The following is an 18823-nucleotide window of genomic DNA, read 5'->3' as shown; positions in this document are numbered from 1 at the left end:
TATGGTAAGGAATTTAATTATTTCTAGATGTCTAAGCAAAAAATTAAACAATTACTCATTGGCACTAACAACAAGGGTAAATTAAGAGAAATTAGGAGTTTATTACCAAATTACATTAAAATTTACTCTACTTCTAATTTTAAACTTAAAAGTCCTGCTGAAAATGGAAAAACTTTTGAGGAAAATTCCTTAATTAAATCAAAATATTTTTCTAAAAAGACTGGTTTAATATGTTTGGCTGATGACTCTGGTTTGGAGATAGATCATTTAGATAAAAGACCTGGAATTTATTCTGCACGATGGGGAGGAAAATCAGGTGATTTTAATAAAGCTATTAAAAGAGTTTTTAGAGAGCTAGATAAAAAAGATAAGAATTGGAAAAATAAAAAAATTAAAGCAAGATTTGTTTGTGCTTTATCGATCTCGTATTTAAATAAAAAAATTACTTGTGTAGTAGGCAAAGTTGAGGGTCGAATATCAAATGAGCCAAAGGGGAAAAATGGATTTGGTTATGATCCAATTTTTATTCCACTAAAAAAATCTAAAACATTTGGTGAAATGAAATCATCTCAAAAATATAAAATGGACCATCGCTATCAAGCTTTCAAAAAGCTTAAAAGATTTCTGTAATTTTTTTATCTTCTATTTTATAAAAATTTAATCTGTGATTAATTTTGTTATCTTTAATATCAAAAATTCCTATCTTACCTTTAAATGAATTTTTTTTCTTAAATAATTTATCCATTTTCGATAGATCTGATTTCAATGAAAGATAATATACTAAACCAACCAAATCATAACTTAACAGCGAGAGATGTGATGGGTTTTGATTAAAAGCATTAAAATATTTAATTTTATAATCATCAAAATTTTCTTTATTAATTGATGGATAATAAATTGGTTGAATATTTGTCTCTTCCATTAAACTTTCATCAAACCATTGGTTAAGGGTTATAAAGTATTTATTTTTTGGAGACACATCAGTGTAAAGTAAAGAGGTTGCAACACTTTTAAGGCTTTCGTCAAAATCAGATATAACAACTGCATCAAAATTTACATTTCCAATCGTGTATCTTTTTTCCAAGCTTTTAATTTTTCTTTCTTTATTTGGTTCATTTGACTCTTTTATTCTTCTTATTTCATCTGCTAGATTTTGTTTTCTAATTTTGTATTTAGTTATTTCCTCAATTTGTTTTGTAAGTTTTGTCGGTTCAGTATTATATTCAAAATTTTTAAAAACTTTTATTTTGGAATTTTTAACACCATTTTTGACTTCAAACTCAAAATTCTGAATTGGTGTTAAAAAAAGAGTTTTTTGTAAATTATTATTATCTAAAAATTTTTTTATAGTATTAAACTGAGATGTGGAATTTATTCCAGCAGAAATTACATTTTCAGGTAAATCTAAAGTTTTATTTGTGAGTGATAAAAAAGTTAAATCTTTCATCTCATCTAAATAAGTTAAACTTTCATGAAATATTGGTCCAATAACAATTTTTATTCCCATTTGTTTTAATTCAAAAGCAGACTTAAGAGTTTGGTTAGCTCTTGTTGTGGTATCTTTTGGATAAATTTCAATTAAATCATTATTAATATCTTTGACAGCTAAACTTACGGCCTTAATAATAGATGACCCTAGATCTTTATTTTCTCCAGTCATCGGAACCAAGAGTCCAATTTTTATTTTTTCATTTGCATAAACTAAACTTAAGAAGTTTAAGAATAAGAGAAGTAAAGAAATAGAAATAATTTTGATAATCTTTTTCATTTTGATGTTATTATATAATTTTTAAGCTGAATTATGATCACAAAACCACAATTTAAATCAAATGATTACAAAAATGGGCTTTATTTAGTAGCAACACCAATAGGCAATTTAAAAGATATATCATTTAGATCATTAGAGGTTCTGGAAAAATCAGATTATATACTTTGTGAAGATACTCGCGTTTCTAAGAATTTATTAGATAAGTATAAAATCAAATCAAAATTAATTTCAAATCATAAATTTAATGAAAAAAAAAATACATTACAGATAATTGAATATTTAAAATCAGGTAAATTAATTTCACTTATATCTGATGCAGGAACACCAGGTATCTCTGATCCAGGTTTAATTCTAGTAAATGAATGTATAAAAAATAATCTTAATATATTTTCAATACCTGGACCATCAGCAGTTACAACTGCTATTTCAGCAAGTGGATTTTCTGACAAATATTTTTTTTACGGTTTCTTACCAGAAAAAAAAAATCAAATAGAGGATGAATTAAAAAAACTATCAAACTTTAATCACAGTTTAGTTTTCTTTTCATCATCAAAAAAAGTAAATAAAATTATCCCAGGATTCAAAAAATTTTTTGCTGGAAGAAAAGTAGTGTTTTGTAGGGAGATATCCAAACTATATGAGGAGTATATTAGAAAGAATATTGATGAATTAGAATTATTTAATAATGAATTAAGAGGCGAATTAACAATAGTAATTTCTGAAAAAAAAGAAGAAAATACTTCACAAAAGCTAAGTGAATCAGATATTAATTTGATTAAAAAAATGATCAATAAATTAAGTACGAAAGAAATTACAGATTTAATTACCATTAATAAAACTATTTCAAAAAAAGTAGTTTATAATTTTTGCTTAAAATTAAAAAATGAGAATTAAAAATTTAATAATTATCCTTTTATCAATTGTTTTGACTGGTTGTGCTGCCGGTGTCGGTTCATCTGGTTTATTTGGAACTGGTGTATCAGTTGCGATGGATCCAAGAACAGTTGGAACTCAAATAGATGATTCTATTATGCAAAAAACTGTTTCAACCAAAATACTTGCTTTGGACAAAAAAAATTTCTTAAAAGTTAAAACAAAAGTTTTAGATGGGAGAATTTTTATAACTGGGAAAGTAGATGAACCTGAAGATAAATTAAAAATTACAAAGATTGCTTGGGAAACTAAAGGAGCTAGATCTGTTAGAAATGACATTAAAATAAAAGAGAAATTTAATTTTAAACAATCAGCAAAAGATTTGCTTATCACTTCTCAATTAAGAACAGCTTTAATAGTTAATAAAAATATCAAAGCAACCAACTATCAAATAGATACTTATAAAAAGAAAATTTATGTTTATGGAATAGCCTTAACTGATGAAGAAAAAGAAATGGTTATCAGTGAAGCAAAAGAAATTCTAGATGTTGAAGATGTTGTGGCAAGTATTTTATTACTTGAGGACTTGAGAATTCAAAAAAATTAATCAATTTTATATTCAATTACCTCAGATGAATAAGCGGCAATCGAAGCTAAATTAATAATTTCAGATGTTGAAGATCTAAGAGGAGCAATTTCAATTGGTAAACCAAGTCCAATCAATAATGGTCCTATAACTTTAGTATCACCTAAAGTTTTCATTAGTTTATAAGATATTGCTGCACTATGTTGTCCAGGCATAATCAAGATGTTTGCTTTACCTACTATTTTTGCAAAAGGGTACAGTTCCTGGTAATCAGGATTTAGAGCAACATCAGGCTGCATATCACCGTCAAATTCAAAATTAACCTGTTTATCTTTTAAAATATCTACTGCCGTACGAATATGTTTTGTTCTACTCGTCAAAGGCTGTCCAAATGTGGAGTGTGAAACAAATGCTATTTTTGGATCAATTCCAAAAAGTCTTACTACTCTTGCAGCTGAAATTGCAATCTCAGCCATTTCTTCTGATGTAGGGTATTCATGAACACTTGTATCTGCAATGAAAATTGTTTTTCCTTTATTAACCACCATGTTTAGTCCAAACATTATTTCACCTTTTCTAACATCAACAACTTGTTTAATTTTTTCAAGAGATGCTCCAAAACGTCTAGTATTTCCTGTAACTGCACCATCCGCATCTCCACAAGCGACCATGCTAGTAGCCCAGACAACTCTATCGTTCCTGACCATTCTATCACAATCTCGTTCTAATAAACCTTGTTCTCTTTGAAGTTTTTTGAATAGATGATTTACATATTTTTTTCTTTTTTCTTCTTCTTTTGAATTAGTAATTTCAATATCAAAATTATCGCTATAACCTATGTTTTTAATCTGCTCTTTAATTTTACTTTCTTTACCAACTAAAATTGGAATACCAAGTTTTGAATTTTTAAATGCTATTGCGGCTTTTAAAGTATTTTCATCTTCCCCGTCTGCAAAAACAATTCTTTTTGGATTTTTTTTAATGAAAGAGTTTATACCTTGCATAATTGTAACTGTTGGGTCTAATCTTTGTTTTAGTTGCTCTTTGTAGTTATCAAAGTTATCAATTTTTTTTCTAGCAACTCCGCTTTCTATTGCTGCCCTAGCTACAGCAGCCGGGATAACACTAATTAATCTTGGATCAAAAGTTGATGGGATAATATAATCTTTACCGTAATGAGGTCTTTCTCCTCCCATGGCTGCTACAACTTCATCTGGAACATCTTCTCTAGCAAGTTTTGCTATAGCTTCAGCAGCAGCAACTTTCATTTCTTCATTAATTGTTTTTGATCTTACATCTAGCGCACCTCTGAATATGTATGGAAAACCAATTAAATTATTTACTTGATTGGGATAATCTGATCTTCCAGTTGCAATAATTGCATCATTTCTTACTTCATTTATTTCTTCTGGTGTAATTTCTGGATCAGGATTTGCACATGCAAATATAATTGGATTTTTGGACATACTCTTAACCATTTCTTTTTTTAAAACACCTTTTGAGGACAATCCTAAAAATACATCAGCTCCTTTAATAGCATCACTTAAAGTTCTTAAATCTGTATTAATTGCAAATCTTGATTTCCATTGATCTATACCTTCCGCTCTTCCTTTATAAATCACACCTTTTCGATCTAGCATTATTACATTTTCAGATTTAACACCTGAGTTAATAAATAATTCTGTACATGCCTGAGCAGATGCACCAGCACCATTAACAACGACTTTTATATCTTTAATCGATTTTCCACTTATATCGAGTGCATTAAGCAAAGCAGCAGTTGTGATAATTGCTGTTCCATGCTGATCATCATGAAATACTGGAATATCTAATATTTCTTTAAGCTTTTGTTCAATAATAAAACAATCAGGTGCAGCTATATCTTCTAAATTTATTCCTCCAAAACTCGGAGCAAAGTTTTTAATTGAATTGATAATTTCATTAGCGTCTTTACAGTCTATTTCTAAATCAATTGAATCTATATCTGCAAACCTTTTAAATAGTACTGCCTTGCCTTCCATAACTGGTTTAGAGGCCAATGCACCTAAGTTGCCCAATCCTAAAATTGCTGAACCATTACTAATTACTGCTACTAAATTTCCTTTACTCGTATAATCATAAGCTGCTTCTGGATCCTCACTTATTTTTTTAACTGGGGCAGCAACCCCTGGGGAATAAGCAAGAGCAAGATCTCTTTTGGTAGTCATATTTTTGGAAGAGATTATTTCGATTTTGCCGGGTTTTTTATCCTTATGAAAATCTAAAGCTTCCTTATCCGTGTAATGGTCAATTTTTGTTTTTTTCATTTTTGGTTACTTATCTAAACTTAATTCTATTTGTATTATTTTAAAAATTTTTATTAATCTTAATATTTTATCTATATATTCTTACAATAAGCTTACAATTAGGGTAAAATTTAGACTAATATGATTTATGAACTTGCTTAAGTCAACAGGTACATTTGGCTTTTATACCATCATTAGCAGATTGCTTGGATATATTAGAGATATATTAATTGCAATATTTCTTGGAACAGGTTTGTTGGCAGATGCTTTTTTTGTAGCATTTCGAATTCCAAATACATTTAGAAGATTATTCTCAGAAGGAACTTTCAACGCAGCCTTTGTACCTAGCTATACGTCTGAAATGAATAAAGGAAAAAAATCTGCAAACGAGTTTGCAAATAATATTTTTAATCTTTTATTTTTAGGTCTCTTAGTTTTAATAATAGTTGTTCAGATTTTTATGCCTGGATTTGTTTCAATTATTGCTCCAGGTTTTATAGATGATTTAGAAAAAATGGATTTAGCTATTAGTTTAACAAGAATTACTTTTCCTTTTTTACTATTTATTAGTTTAGCATCTTTTTTTTCTGCAATATTAAATTCTCACAATAAATTTGCTGCAGCTTCAGCAGCACCAATACTATTAAATGTTATTTTAATAATTGTTTTATTATTTTCTAAGGCTTTAGGAGATGAGCTTGTTTACTACTTATCTTATGGTGTATCTTTAGCAGGTTTATTACAGTTAATTTTTTTATATTATTTTGTAAAAAATTTTTTTTCATTAAAATTTAATTTAAAGTTAGCAAGTGATGAAAAGGTAAAATTTTTTTTTAGAAAACTACTACCGAGCATTTTTTCATCTGGTGTAACGCAAATTAATATTTTAGTTGGAACAATTATTGCTTCCTTTCAAGCTAGCGCAGTCTCTTATCTTTATTACGCAGACAGAATTTATCAGATCAATCTAGCAATAGCTGGTATTGCCATTGGAGTTGTAATTTTGCCACAACTTTCAAGGTTTATAGATTCTAAAAATGAAGAAAAAATTTCTTTTATTCAAAACAAATCTTTAGAGTTGAGTTTATTTTTAAGTATTCCAGCAATGATAGCTTTAGTGATTGCTTCAGAGGAAATAATTTCAGCGTTGTTTGGTTATGGTAACTTTAATAAAGAATCTGTTGTTAACTCAAGTCTTGCTTTATTTTATTTTGCTTTAGGCTTACCTGCTTTTGCTTTGATAAAAGTTTTTTCAAGTTTTTTATTTGCTAATCATAATACAAAAATACCATTTTATATTTCGTTAATTTCAGTCCTTTTAAATATTTTGATTAGTATTTATTATTTTAACAAAATAGGTTTTATTATAATTCCAATCGCGACTTCAATTTCTTCGTGGTTTAATGCAGCACTATTATTTATATACTTAAAAAATAATAATTTATTCTATTTTCAAAATAACTTTTTTTTAAATTTTTTTAAAATAATTTTTGCATCAATTTTAATGGGATTATTCTTTAATTTTCTATTAAACTTTTTTGAAAATCAACTTTCATTTTATAATAGTTTTAAATCAATTTATTTAATCTTAAGCGTATTATTTGCACTGTTCTTTTACATATTTATTTGTTATTTCATCAAAGCTTTTAAAATTAGTGATATTAAAATAAACTATTAAAAATATGGGTAAAAAAATATTTTCTGGTGTTCAGCCAACAGGTAATCTTCACCTTGGTAATTATTTAGGTGCAATCAAAAACTTTGTAGATCTTAATAATGACGTTGATAATGATTGTATATTCTGTGTGGTTGATCTGCACGCAATTACAGTTAAACAAGACCCAAAAGAGCTAAAAAAAAATATTCGAGAGACCGTAGCTACTTTTATAGCAAGTGGAATTGATCCAAAAAAAAGTATTATTTTTAATCAATCTGGTGTAGCAGCTCATTCAGAGGGAGCTTGGATTTTGAGCTGTGTTGCTCGAATGGGTTGGTTAAATAGAATGACACAATTCAAGGAAAAAGCAGGTAAAGATAAAGAAAAAGCAAGCGTTGGACTGTACTCATATCCTGTTTTAATGGCAGCAGATATTCTTTTGTACGATGCGACTCATGTCCCGGTTGGTGATGATCAAAAACAACATCTTGAGCTATGTAGAGATATTGCTCAAAAGTTTAATAACGATTTTGATCAAGATAACTTTTTGAAAGTACCTGAACCTTTAATTCAAAAAGAATTTTCTAGAATTATGAGTTTAAAAGATGGATCAAAAAAGATGAGTAAATCTGAATTATCAGATTTAAGCAGAATTAATCTAACAGATGACAAAGATGCAATTGTAAATAAAATAAAAAAAGCAAAAACCGATCCGTTACCAATGCCAAGTAGTGTTGAAGAATTAAATGAGAGGTTAGAGGCAAGAAACCTTCTTGGCATATATTCTAGTTTAAATAATTCAACTTTACAAAATACAGTCGAAAATTTTGCAGGTAAAAATTTTTCTGAATTTAAAAATCAACTTTCTGATTTATTGGTTAAAAAGATTGAACCTATATCTTTAGAAATAAAAAAACTTTTAAATGATCAACTTTATTTAGATAAAATCCTTCTAGAAGGAGTTGAAAAAGCAAACTTAATTGCATCAAAAAAGATAGATAGAATTAAAGAAATACTAGGATTTTAATATAATTTAAATATCAAGTTTAAATTTTAGAAATAAGCTCTATATATATTTACAACATGTTCGTACAAACAGAAATAACGCCAAATCCTAATTCTTTGAAATTTCTTCCCGGGAAGAAAGTATCAAATAGTGGTCCTTATGAGATTACAAATAAGGATCAAATAAATAATGAATTGGTTAGAAATATCTTATCGGTCAATGGGGTTGAGGGTGTTTTTTTAGGACAGGATTTTATCTCAGTTAATAAAAATGACCAAATCAAATGGGACGAAATTAAACATATTGTTATTTCATTAATAAATGATTTTTATTTAGATGGTAAAGAATACGTCATTGATGAAAATGAAGAAGAAAACAATAACAATCTAAGTGAAATTGAGGAAAAAATTGTAAAAATTTTAGATCAAAAAATCAGACCCGCAGTTGCAAGAGATGGTGGTGATATAAAATTTAAAGAATTTAAAGATGGAATAGTAAAAGTGCAACTGCAAGGAAGTTGTTCAGGCTGTCCAAGTTCAACAATGACTTTAAAGCAAGGGGTACAAAATCTTCTATGTCATTATCTTGCAGAGGTAAAAGAAGTTGTTGCGATTTAAAACTTTATGAAAAAAAATTTAATCAAATTTCAATTTAGTAAAAATAAAAGCATTAATTCTATTTCTAGATTTATGTTAAGTGGAATTTTTTTAATTTCATTTTTTTATGTAACTCCTATGTTTATTAATTTTGCTGAAAAAAATTTTAATCATAAAGAATTTACCAATGATTCTAAAAATCTCTTATTGAAAAAACTTAATACAAACAATTTAATAGAAGAAGATATTACAGGTGAAGTAGATGAGATGGATTTACTTTATGATATTTTAGAGGAAAATAATTCAGAAATTAATTTAGTCAGGTATACAATCTCAGAAATTAATTCCTTATTTAAAGAAGTAAACTACAGCTTAAAAGATGTGAGGGAAAATAAACTTGTAAAACCTATCGATATAGGACTTCTTCCAAACGAAATAAATGGCATCTCTAGTTCAAAGAAAAAAAAGGAGATGTTTATTAAAATAATCCTTCCATTGATTGTTAAAGAAAATACTAAAATTAGAATAGATAGAAAAAGACTCTTTACGATTTTAAATAAAAGTAGCAATACAGATATCGAAAAAAAATGGCTTGAGAAAAAATTTAAGCAATATGGTGTTAGGCAAAATGATTTTTCATCATTAAAGGTAAGAATGGATGAAATTCCAGCTTCGTTAGCAATTGCACAAGCAGCAAAAGAAACAGGTTGGGGAACTTCAAGATTTGCAAGAAAAGGAAATGCTTTATTTGGTCAATGGACATGGTCAGGTGAAGGTTTAAAGCCCAAAGAAGCTGAGAAAGGCGAAACTCATAAAGTAATGAAATTTAATAGTTTACAATTATCCGTAAGAGCGTATTTAAGAAATTTAAACACTCACAAATCTTACATAAATTTAAGAAAAGCTAGAAGTGAGTTAAGAAGTAATAATACACCACTTGATAGTATAATTTTATCTAAACATTTAGATAAATATGCTGAAACAGGAAGTCAGTACATTGAAGTTCTCCAAAAAATAATAAATCAAAATAAATTGAAAGATTTTGATGAAGCAAGATTATTGCCATCTAGTAAAGATTTAGAAAGCTTGATTTAATTTTTCTTGATTGGAAATTGAACTCCAAACCATCTCCATTTTCCATTATCGTTTAAAGAACAGTTTATCCTGCCTCTTCTAGGTTTAAAAGGTTCTCTAAATTCAATAGTTAAGATTTGATTAGATAAATTAGTTTTAGATTTATCCCACTTGTCTCCTTCGTTGGAATAACAAGTGATATTATTTAAATTTTTTTGTTCTTTAAAAAACTCAACTTTAAAATTTGGTGGATTATTATTTATTGTAAGCTGTTTTTCACTTGGAGATAAACTTTTATATTCTAAAGGATAATAATTAATTATAGATTTAAATCTTTTAAGCTCTCCATATTTTTCATTAATCGGAAATCTTGGCAATTCAAATTTATTTTTATTAAGATCAATAACCCCCGAATGTTGCCCAAATGCGTATTTAAAGTTTTGAGAAATATAATCTTTCATAAATTTAGAATATTCACCAAATGGATAAGAGAATAGAGCAGGAATATAATTAAGTTCGTGTTTAAAAATTTTGTTTGCAGTTTCAATATCTAAAATGAAATTTTCTTCAGTTTCTTCTATTAGGTATTCGTGGCTATGTGAATGATGTCCAATTAAAGAAAAATCTACTGCATCTATTTCTCTAATTTGATCCCATGTCATATAACCTTTGTTTCCAACTGGTTCTGTTGAAACAAAAAGTATAAATGGAATTTTGTTATCTCTTAAATGTGGCCAAGCTTCATTGTAAAATGATTCAAATGCATCATCAATTGTTATCAAAACTTCTTTTTCTGATTTTGAAGTTTTAAATTTTGAATCAAATTCATTAGGATTAAGAAAATTGTATTTAGAATTTTTAACAATTTCTAAGTGCTTCTTAAATACCTCCATATTAATATTAGTTGATGGGTATTTATGTTCATTAAATCGATGATACATTATTGATAAAATCCCATTATCTTCTGAATAAAATTTGATATTATTTTCATCTGATTTAGAACTAAAACCAAAAAATAAAGATAAAATGAACAAACTTATAATTGATGTAGCTGGAGATAAAATTTTTTTAATGATCATAGCTAATGATCATATTTACAATATTACTCATGAGAATACTAAAATAAATTATGAAAAATTAACCTTGTTAATAAAAGAATTTTTAGAATCAAAAAAATTTGAATTGAAAGATATTAACAAAATATACATTAACAGAGGCCCAGGAAGTTTTGCGGGGATTAGAAATTCTATTTCAGTTGTAAAGGCCCTCAAATTGGCAAAAAATATTGATTATTATTGCTATAGTTTACAAGATTTTAAAGGTGAAAAAGATGTAAAGTATGAAAATGTCCCTTTTTTGTGTGATAAATTTAAAATTAAAAAAAATTTGATTAACCCTATTTATATAAGTTAAAATTAAATTATGTCTGAAACAATTGAACAAAAATGTTTAGCAAAAGGTGTGAAATTGACAGATCAGAGAAAAATAATTGCTCAGGTCATGTCCGAATCTACCGATCATCCTGATGTTGATGAACTTTACAATAGAGTTTCAAAGATAGATAATAAAATAAGTATTGCTACTGTCTACAGAACAGTAAAATTATTTGAAGAATCTGGAATACTTACTAAGCATGAGTTTAAAGGTGGAAAAGCTAGATATGAAGAGCTTAATGAAGGACATCATGATCATCTAATAGATGTGAAGTCAGGTGAAATAATAGAATTCGTTGATGAAGAAATCGAAAAACTTCAAAAAAAAGTAGCAGATAAATATGGTTATACTTTAGTTGATCATAAGCTTGAACTTTATGGGATAAAAAAAAAATCCTAAATTAGAATGCAAAAAATTTTCATTAAAACCTTCGGTTGTCAAATGAACGAATATGATTCAAATAGAATTTTTGATTCAGTAAAGAAAATCGGTTATCAAAAAAGTAACAATCTAGAAGAGGCTGACTGTTACTTATTAAACACTTGTCACATTAGAGATAAAGCAAAAGAAAAAGTTTATTCTGAAATAGGTAGAGTTAAAAAAAGCTTTAGAGCCAAAAAAAAACCATTAGTAATAATAACAGGGTGTGTTGCTCAAGCAGAAAACCAAGAGATGCTTAAACGTGAGCCTTATATAGATTTAGTAATTGGCCCTCAAGCCTATCATAAGATTAACGAAACAATTCTGAGTCATATTGAAAAAAGAAAAAAAATTGAACAAACAGATTTCGATGCTGTTTCAAAATTTAAATATTTTAGTAAAATAAAGAATGAAGCAGGTAAAGTTTCGTCTTTTTTAACTATTCAAGAAGGATGTGATAAGTTTTGTCATTTTTGTGTGGTTCCATATACTCGTGGACCTGAATATTCTAGACCTTTCAATCAAATAATTGAGGAGGCAAATTATTTGTCAGATAATGGAGCAAAAGAAATCATACTTTTGGGACAAAATGTAAATGCTTACAATGATAATAGTAAAAGACTATCTGATTTGATTTTAGAAATTGAAAAGATTAAAGATGTAAAAAGAATTAGATACACAACTTCGCATCCAAAAGATATGACTGATGATTTAATTGAAGTATATAAAGTCTCTAAAAAGTTAATGCCTTTAGTCCATCTTCCAGTTCAGAGTGGATCCGATAGGATTTTAAAGTTGATGAATAGAAAACATAAAATAGATCATTATTTAAAAGTTTATGACGAATTAAAAAAAATTAATCAATCAATTGAATTTTCTAGTGATTTTATTATTGGTTATCCTGGTGAAACTGAAGAAGATTTCCAAAGTACAGTCGATTTAGTTAAAAAAGTTAATTTTATAAATTCTTACTCATTTATTTTTAGTCCAAGGCCTGGGACAAAGGCAGAAGGTTTAGATTTAATTGATAAAAAAATTTCAATGAAAAGATTAGAATTTATTCAAAATTTATTATCTGAAAATCAAACCCAAATGAACAAAAAATTAGAAAATAGAACAATGGATGTTATGGTTGAAAATTTAACAGAAGATAAATCAAAAGCTTTTGGCAGAACTGAATATATGACATCAGTAATTTTTAATGGTAAAAGAGAACATATTGGAAAAATTGTGAAAGTAAAAATTACAAATAGTAATAGAACTACATTGTTTGGAGAATTGTTAAGCAACCCAGATCAAAAGGTGGCATAATCTTTGAATAATACAATTAAAAAAAAAATCGATACCACTTTAAAATTTGTTTACTCAGACAACAACTCATTAAGTGTAATATTTCACAACAATGAATTACTCATGGGTGTTGCTGGAGAATTTAATAAAAATTTAAAAGAATTAGAAAAAATGACTAACTCTAGTTTATATTCTAGGGGAAATTCAATAATGATAAAATCAGATCCACAAAAAAATGAATTAATAAAAAATGCAATTCAATTTTTAACTAATCAATTTATAAATAATGGTTCAATTGAAAATAAAGATCTTATATCATCAGTTGATCAATTTATGATTAAAGAGAAGGTTAAAAATAATAATGTAACTGACATTATAAAAACACCAAAAAAATCAATTATTCCTAGATCCGAAAAACAAAAAAGCTATGTCAGAGCTCTAAGACAAAGTGATATTGTAATCTCAGCAGGTCCAGCTGGAACAGGAAAAACTTTTTTAGCTGTAGCAGTTGGTTTGACAATGTTGTTAGAAAAAAAAATAGAAAGAATTATTCTATCTAGGCCTGCTGTTGAAGCAGGAGAGAGACTTGGCTTTTTACCCGGAGATATGAAAGAAAAAGTAGATCCGTATTTAAGACCTTTATATGACTCTTTGTACGACCTATTCGATTTTGAAAAAATACAAAGAATGATCGAAATTGGTGATATCGAAATCGCTCCTTTGGCATTTATTAGAGGTAGAACATTAAAAAATTCTTTTGCTATATTAGATGAAGCACAAAATGCAACAGATACACAAATAAAAATGTTTTTAACAAGGATCGGTGAAAATTCAAAAATTGTAGTCAATGGAGATCCTACTCAGATAGATCTACCTAACAAAAGTATGTCAGGATTAGTTAGATCAAAAGAATTATTGGGGCATCTAAATGAAATTTCAGTTGTAGACTTTGATCATTCAGATGTAGTTAGACATCCACTGGTTTCTAAAATTGTAAAAGCCTACTCTAAAAATGATTAATTTAAACGTCTTCTCAGAAGAGAAGGCTTGGTCTAAAAAACTTAAAAAAAAAGATATTTTTTTTAAAAGTATTTGTGATGCTTTTCCAAAAAAATATAAATTTTTAAATAAAAAAATAATTTTATCTTTACTTCTTTCAAACAATAAAAAAATTAAAATTTTAAATAAAAAATTTAGAAATAAAAATAAATCTACCGATATTTTATCCTTCCCATCTAGCAAAATATTAAAAATATCAAAGCAAACTTACTTAGGAGATATAATTATTAGTTTTAATTTTATGAATAAACCAAAATCACAAACAGATAAACAATTTAAAGAAAAAATAATTAAAACGTTTATTCATGGTTTCTTGCACTTGTTAGGATTTGATCATGCAAAAAATAAAGATTATTTAAAAATGTTAAAAGAAGAAGAAAAAATATTTAAATCAGTTATTTCAAAAACTAAGTAAATTGAAAAAAAATTTATATATTGATATAGTTTATTTATTGTTTCTTGGAGCAATAACTTCATTAAGTTTGCCACCTTTCAATTTGTTAATAATTAATTTTCTATCCTTTAGCTTATTCTTTATTTTTTTGATTAAAAAAAAAGAGAGCAAACATAAGTTATTTTTTTTCTATGGCTGGTTATTCGGATTTGGATATTTTCTAACTAATATATATTGGATTTCTATTTCATTAACATTTGATGAAAATTTTAAATTTTTAATTCCATTTGCTCTAATTTTAGTTCCTTCTTTTATTGCGTTATTTTATGGTTTTGTTTGTTATTTGTTTATTTTCTTTAAACCAAATAAAACTTTGAGTTCAATTTTACTATTTTCTCTAATCTTTGGTTTTCTAGAATTCATCAGAGGTTCAGTTTTATCAGGTTTTCCTTGGAACTTAATTGCATATAGTTTTTCAAATCATATACAAATTCTAAGCGTAACATCTTTAATTGGCACATATTCTTTTAATTTAATTTGTATAACTTTGTTTCTAAGTCCCGCACTCTTCATTTTACGGAATGATAAAAAAGATTTAATTTTTTGCTTAATTTTACCTTTAATATTTTTATTATTTTATTTCTTTGGATATTCAAATAAGCAGGATTTTTACAATAGTGATGTTGAAAAACTTGATTATAAAATAAGATTAGTTGGTACTGATATTTCTTTAGATAGGTTTTATTCAGGAGAGGGGCCTTTATCAACTATAGAAGATCTTATAAATATTAGTTCACCAAATAAGAAAGAGAAAACAATTTTTATTTGGCCAGAGGGTATATTGCCTGGAATTTCTCAGGATCAAATTCAAAGTTATGATTATTTATTTAATGAAAGTTTTAACGAAAATCATTTACTCATTTTAGGCATCAACAATAAATTAAAAGTTAATGATCAAGTTAAGTACTACAATTCTTTATCTGTTTATGATCATAATCTTAATTTATTAAATTATTATAATAAAATAAATCTTGTACCATTTGGAGAATTTTTACCCATGGAAAATTTATTAAAAAAAGTAGGTCTCAAATCCTTAACTAACAATTATCAATCCTACTCAAAAGGTCAAAAAAGGGAAATTATAGAGTTAAATCAAAATAATTTTTCAATAAAATTTTTACCATTAATTTGTTATGAGATAATTTATTCTGGAAAATTATATAAAAATAATGACTTTGATATAATAGTAAATATTTCTGAGGATGGATGGTTTGGTCAATCAATAGGACCAGAACAACACTTTGTTCACAGTATATTTCGAGCTATCGAAAGTGGAAAATATGTAATTAGATCATCTAATAACGGAATAGCTGCGATAGTAAATCCTCTCGGTATCGTTGAGGAAAAAATCAACTTTAATGAAGTTGGATATATTGATTTTACCAAAATGAGAAAAATTCAACCAACATTCTTTTCTAAATATGGGAATAAAATTTTTGGTTTAATAATTTTATTGTATATTTTTTTAATATTTTCATTTAATAGAATTAGAAATGAGTAATTTAAAAAACTTCCTATTTACAAGCGAGTCAGTTTCAGAGGGACATCCAGATAAAGTATCAGATAGAATTTCTGATATGGTTGTTGATAGTTACATTTCTGGAGATCCTTATTCAAGAGTTGCTTGTGAAACTTTAACGACAACAAACAAGGTTGTGCTCGCAGGTGAAGTAAGAGGACCTGAGATTAAAAAAGATGATTTAATCGAAAAAGTAAGGAATTGCATAAAAGATATTGGATATGATCAGGAAGGATTTACCTGGAAAGAAGCAACAAAAATAGAAAGTCATTTGCATTCTCAATCTGCTGATATTGCAATGGGTGTGGACTCATCTGGAGATAAAGATGAGGGTGCAGGAGACCAAGGTATAATGTTTGGTTACGCATGCAATGAAACAGATGTATTTATGCCTGCACCAATTCATTTTTCGCACAAAATTTTAAGACTTATGGCCGAGGATAGAAAATCTGGTAAATTAAAAGATATCGAACCAGATTCAAAAAGCCAAGTTACATTCGAATATGTAGATGGTAAACCGACCAAAGTAAAATCTGTTGTTATATCATCTCAACATTCTTCTGATGTTAATCAAGCCCAGGTAAGAGAATTATTAAGACCGTATATGTTAAAATCAATTCCAGAAAAATTTCTTAAAGACTTTAATGAGGAAGAGTTTTATGTAAACCCAACTGGTAATTTTGTAATAGGTGGTCCAGATGGGGACTGTGGTTTAACAGGAAGAAAAATTATTGTGGATACTTATGGTGGAGCAGCACCTCATGGAGGAGGAGCATTTTCAGGTAAGGATCCTACAAAAGTAGATAGATCTGCTGCTTATGCGGCAAGATACATTGCTAAAAATGTTGTTGCTTCAAAAATAGCAGATAAATGTTTGATACAGTTAGCTTATGCAATAGGAGTTTCAAAACCTTTATCAATTTATGTTGATTTGTTTGATAATGATTTAGATAAAAACAAATTTGTTGTTGAAAAGATTAATGAAAATTTTGATCTCAGTCCTAGAGGAATTAGAGAGATGTTAAACCTTAATAGACCTATATATGAAAAAACAGCAGCCTATGGTCACTTTGGTAGAACCCCAGGAGATGAAGGATCATTTTCGTGGGAAAAAACTGATAAAATCAACGTTTTTTCTAAATAGTTTCAGTTGAATTAAAAAAAAACTTTACTATATTGCCCTTACATTGTTGAATTATCAAAATGGGCTTTAGCCCATTTTTTTTTGGAGCAGATAAAAAATGTTAAATAAAAGAGCAGATAAATTAGAATTATTAAGAATTGCTGAAGCAGTAGCTTTGGAAAAATCGATAGATAAAGAACTTATAATTAGTTCTATGGAAACAGGAATAGCTAAAGCAGCTAAATCTAAGTTTGGTCAAGAAAATGAAATTAAAGTTTCAATCAATAGAGATAATGGAGACATAGAATTGTTCAGAAAACTTGTTATTTCTGAAAATCCTGAAAATGCAAATACAGAAATAAAATTAGAAGATGCGATAAGTCTTAATGAAAATAATAAAGATAAATCAATCGGTGATGAGGTTCTTCAGCCATTACCATCTTTTGATTTTGGTAGAATAGCTGCTCAAACTGCAAAACAGGTAATAAGCTTTAATGTTAGAGAAGCAGAGAGAGAAAGACAATTTAATGACTTTATTGATAAAAAAGATACAATTTTAAGTGGTATTGTTAAGAGATTAGAATTTGGAAGCGTTATTGTTGATCTAGGTAGAACAGAAGCAATCATTCAAAAAAATGAGTTAATTCCTAGAGAAAATATTAAAGCTGGTGATAGAGTAAAAGCTTATTGTTATGACGTAAGAAGAGAGCCAAGAGGTCAACAAATCTTCTTGTCTAGAGCTCATCCAAAATTTATGGAGAAACTTTTTGTTCAAGAAGTACCAGAAATATATGATGGATTAATCGAAATTAAATCTTCTTCAAGAGATCCTGGAAGTAGAGCAAAGATTTGTGTTAAAGCAGTTGATACATCATTAGATCCAGTTGGAGCTTGTGTTGGTATGAGAGGTTCTAGAGTTCAGGCAGTTGTAAATGAACTTCAAGGAGAAAAAATTGATATTGTGAATTGGTCAGAGGATGCTGCAATATTAGTATCAAATGCTTTGTCGCCTGCAGAAGTTCAAAGAGTTAATGTTGATGCAGAAAGAAAAAAACTTGATGTAATTTTAACTGAAGAAAATTTGAGTAAAGCGATTGGTCGAAGGGGTCAAAATGTAAGGTTGGCGACTAAATTGTTAAATTATGAAATTAATATTATGACTGATGCAGAAGACTCCGAGAGAAGACAATTAGAATTTAAAGAAAAGACAGATAACTTTGTTAAAAACTTAGAATTAGATGAAACTTTAGGTCAGTTATTAGTTGCCGAAGGTTTTTCAACAATAGACGATATTAAAGATAGCTTACCAGAAAACTTAACTAATATAGAAGGAATTGAGGAAGAAACAGCTATTGCGTTAATTGATAGAGCAAAAGAGTTTCACCAAAAAGATCAAGAAGATATATCGGAAAGAATTAAAGAGCTTGGTCTACAAGATGCTCTTATCAACCTTAAAGGTCTAACTCCAGGAATGTTAGTTACACTGGGTGAACAAAAAATATTAACATTAGAAGATTTTGCAGATCTGGCATCTGATGAACTTACTGGTGGCTACGATATAGTTAAAGGAGAGAGAGTTAAAATTCAGGGTTATCTAGAGGATTTTGCTTTATCTAAAGAAGAGGCAGATGAATTAATTATGTCTGCTAGAAATATAATTTACAAAGATTGAGAGATGA

At 27.7% G+C, this 18823-nt stretch carries 18 protein-coding genes; 15 read left to right on the top strand and 3 right to left on the bottom strand.

Features of this window, described 5'->3' with window-relative positions:
• The first annotated feature begins 27 nt into the window (after positions 1-27).
• Positions 28-630 carry an RdgB/HAM1 family non-canonical purine NTP pyrophosphatase gene (rdgB, locus tag ACTTAW_RS00970; protein WP_440650737.1) on the top strand — a complete coding sequence of 201 codons (603 nt, stop codon included), beginning with the start codon at positions 28-30 and terminating at the stop codon, positions 628-630.
• Here the strand turns inward: rdgB and ACTTAW_RS00965 are convergent.
• Positions 614-1768, bottom strand: coding sequence for an ABC transporter substrate-binding protein (locus ACTTAW_RS00965; protein WP_440650735.1), 1155 nt, complete (start codon positions 1766-1768; stop codon positions 614-616). The two genes, rdgB and ACTTAW_RS00965, sit on opposite strands and share 17 nt — an antisense overlap.
• Positions 1769-1801: 33 nt before the next feature.
• Here ACTTAW_RS00965 and rsmI point away from each other — a divergent pair, with 33 nt between their 5' ends.
• On the top strand, positions 1802-2662 hold the full coding sequence (gene rsmI, locus ACTTAW_RS00960) for a 16S rRNA (cytidine(1402)-2'-O)-methyltransferase (protein WP_440650733.1): 861 nt from the start codon (positions 1802-1804) through the stop codon (positions 2660-2662).
• Positions 2652-3248: a BON domain-containing protein gene (locus ACTTAW_RS00955; protein WP_440650732.1), complete on the top strand. Its 597-nt coding sequence runs from the start codon at positions 2652-2654 to the stop codon at positions 3246-3248. The genes rsmI and ACTTAW_RS00955 overlap by 11 nt, the downstream gene beginning before the upstream one ends.
• Here the strand turns inward: ACTTAW_RS00955 and ACTTAW_RS00950 are convergent.
• Positions 3245-5533, bottom strand: coding sequence for an NADP-dependent malic enzyme (locus tag ACTTAW_RS00950; RefSeq protein WP_440650731.1), 2289 nt, complete (start codon positions 5531-5533; stop codon positions 3245-3247). The two genes, ACTTAW_RS00955 and ACTTAW_RS00950, sit on opposite strands and share 4 nt — an antisense overlap.
• Positions 5534-5660: 127 nt before the next feature.
• On the opposite strand from ACTTAW_RS00950, the gene murJ reads away from it, so the two are divergent.
• Genes murJ through ACTTAW_RS00930 form a run of 4 tightly spaced genes read left to right on the top strand, consistent with a single transcriptional unit; the run spans position 5661 to position 9866 of the window.
• On the top strand, positions 5661-7190 hold the full coding sequence (gene murJ / locus ACTTAW_RS00945; RefSeq protein ID WP_440650729.1) for a murein biosynthesis integral membrane protein MurJ: 1530 nt from the start codon (positions 5661-5663) through the stop codon (positions 7188-7190).
• 4 nt (positions 7191-7194) lie between these two features.
• Positions 7195-8196, top strand: coding sequence for a tryptophan--tRNA ligase (gene trpS / locus ACTTAW_RS00940; protein ID WP_440650728.1), 1002 nt, complete (start codon positions 7195-7197; stop codon positions 8194-8196).
• Between the two features lie 56 nt (positions 8197-8252).
• Entirely contained in the window at positions 8253-8792 is a 540-nt protein-coding gene (locus ACTTAW_RS00935; protein WP_440650726.1) for a NifU family protein, read from the top strand.
• A 6-nt stretch (positions 8793-8798) separates the two neighbouring features.
• Complete coding sequence (locus ACTTAW_RS00930; protein ID WP_440650725.1) at positions 8799-9866, top strand: glucosaminidase domain-containing protein; 1068 nt, start codon at positions 8799-8801, stop codon at positions 9864-9866.
• On the opposite strand, the gene ACTTAW_RS00925 is transcribed toward ACTTAW_RS00930, so the two are convergent.
• Entirely contained in the window at positions 9863-10924 is a 1062-nt protein-coding gene (locus ACTTAW_RS00925) for a polysaccharide deacetylase family protein (RefSeq protein WP_440650724.1), read from the bottom strand. The genes ACTTAW_RS00930 and ACTTAW_RS00925 overlap by 4 nt on opposite strands.
• On the opposite strand from ACTTAW_RS00925, the gene ACTTAW_RS00920 reads away from it, so the two are divergent.
• The 8 genes from ACTTAW_RS00920 to nusA all read left to right on the top strand — a co-directional run bounded on the left by ACTTAW_RS00920 (position 10917) and on the right by nusA (position 18816).
• Positions 10917-11258, top strand: coding sequence for a peptidase M22 (locus ACTTAW_RS00920; RefSeq protein ID WP_440650722.1), 342 nt, complete (start codon positions 10917-10919; stop codon positions 11256-11258). The two genes, ACTTAW_RS00925 and ACTTAW_RS00920, sit on opposite strands and share 8 nt — an antisense overlap.
• Before the next feature lie 9 nt (positions 11259-11267).
• Positions 11268-11678 carry a Fur family transcriptional regulator gene (locus tag ACTTAW_RS00915; protein WP_262590055.1) on the top strand — a complete coding sequence of 137 codons (411 nt, stop codon included), beginning with the start codon at positions 11268-11270 and terminating at the stop codon, positions 11676-11678.
• A 6-nt stretch (positions 11679-11684) separates the two neighbouring features.
• The gene (miaB, locus tag ACTTAW_RS00910) at positions 11685-13010 is read left to right on the top strand and encodes a tRNA (N6-isopentenyl adenosine(37)-C2)-methylthiotransferase MiaB (RefSeq protein WP_440650720.1); all 1326 of its coding nucleotides are present in this window, start codon (positions 11685-11687) and stop codon (positions 13008-13010) included.
• A 3-nt stretch (positions 13011-13013) separates the two neighbouring features.
• Entirely contained in the window at positions 13014-14009 is a 996-nt protein-coding gene (locus ACTTAW_RS00905) for a PhoH family protein (protein WP_440650719.1), read from the top strand.
• Entirely contained in the window at positions 14002-14463 is a 462-nt protein-coding gene (gene ybeY, locus ACTTAW_RS00900; RefSeq protein WP_440650717.1) for an rRNA maturation RNase YbeY, read from the top strand. Before ACTTAW_RS00905 ends, ybeY begins: the two co-directional genes overlap by 8 nt.
• Position 14464: 1 nt before the next feature.
• Positions 14465-16003, top strand: coding sequence for an apolipoprotein N-acyltransferase (lnt, locus tag ACTTAW_RS00895; protein ID WP_440650715.1), 1539 nt, complete (start codon positions 14465-14467; stop codon positions 16001-16003).
• On the top strand, positions 15996-17165 hold the full coding sequence (metK, locus tag ACTTAW_RS00890; protein WP_440650714.1) for a methionine adenosyltransferase: 1170 nt from the start codon (positions 15996-15998) through the stop codon (positions 17163-17165). Before lnt ends, metK begins: the two co-directional genes overlap by 8 nt.
• A gap of 97 nt (positions 17166-17262) precedes the next feature.
• A complete protein-coding gene (nusA, locus tag ACTTAW_RS00885) occupies positions 17263-18816 on the top strand; it encodes a transcription termination factor NusA (RefSeq protein ID WP_440650712.1) in 1554 nt (517 codons plus the stop codon).
• Positions 18817-18823 lie beyond the last annotated feature (7 nt).

This window comes from Candidatus Pelagibacter sp. HIMB1495 (genome assembly GCF_052047955.1).
Classification (GTDB): Bacteria; Pseudomonadota; Alphaproteobacteria; order Pelagibacterales; family Pelagibacteraceae; genus Pelagibacter.
Note: the sequence above shows the minus strand (reverse complement) of the source record. Positions and strands in the feature narration are given on the sequence as shown.

Coding starts and splice junctions, on each gene's coding strand:
- murJ (WP_440650729.1), top strand. CDS start 5,661: ATGAACTTGCTTAAGTCAACAGGTACATTTGGCTTTTATACCATCATT.
- ACTTAW_RS00930 (WP_440650725.1), top strand. CDS start 8,799: ATGAAAAAAAATTTAATCAAATTTCAATTTAGTAAAAATAAAAGCATT.
- ACTTAW_RS00950 (WP_440650731.1), bottom strand. CDS start 5,533: ATGAAAAAAACAAAAATTGACCATTACACGGATAAGGAAGCTTTAGAT.
- metK (WP_440650714.1), top strand. CDS start 15,996: ATGAGTAATTTAAAAAACTTCCTATTTACAAGCGAGTCAGTTTCAGAG.
- ACTTAW_RS00920 (WP_440650722.1), top strand. CDS start 10,917: ATGATCATAGCTAATGATCATATTTACAATATTACTCATGAGAATACT.
- ACTTAW_RS00925 (WP_440650724.1), bottom strand. CDS start 10,924: ATGATCATTAAAAAAATTTTATCTCCAGCTACATCAATTATAAGTTTG.
- miaB (WP_440650720.1), top strand. CDS start 11,685: ATGCAAAAAATTTTCATTAAAACCTTCGGTTGTCAAATGAACGAATAT.
- ACTTAW_RS00915 (WP_262590055.1), top strand. CDS start 11,268: ATGTCTGAAACAATTGAACAAAAATGTTTAGCAAAAGGTGTGAAATTG.
- ybeY (WP_440650717.1), top strand. CDS start 14,002: ATGATTAATTTAAACGTCTTCTCAGAAGAGAAGGCTTGGTCTAAAAAA.
- ACTTAW_RS00955 (WP_440650732.1), top strand. CDS start 2,652: ATGAGAATTAAAAATTTAATAATTATCCTTTTATCAATTGTTTTGACT.
- trpS (WP_440650728.1), top strand. CDS start 7,195: ATGGGTAAAAAAATATTTTCTGGTGTTCAGCCAACAGGTAATCTTCAC.
- ACTTAW_RS00935 (WP_440650726.1), top strand. CDS start 8,253: ATGTTCGTACAAACAGAAATAACGCCAAATCCTAATTCTTTGAAATTT.
- rdgB (WP_440650737.1), top strand. CDS start 28: ATGTCTAAGCAAAAAATTAAACAATTACTCATTGGCACTAACAACAAG.
- ACTTAW_RS00965 (WP_440650735.1), bottom strand. CDS start 1,768: ATGAAAAAGATTATCAAAATTATTTCTATTTCTTTACTTCTCTTATTC.
- rsmI (WP_440650733.1), top strand. CDS start 1,802: ATGATCACAAAACCACAATTTAAATCAAATGATTACAAAAATGGGCTT.
- nusA (WP_440650712.1), top strand. CDS start 17,263: ATGTTAAATAAAAGAGCAGATAAATTAGAATTATTAAGAATTGCTGAA.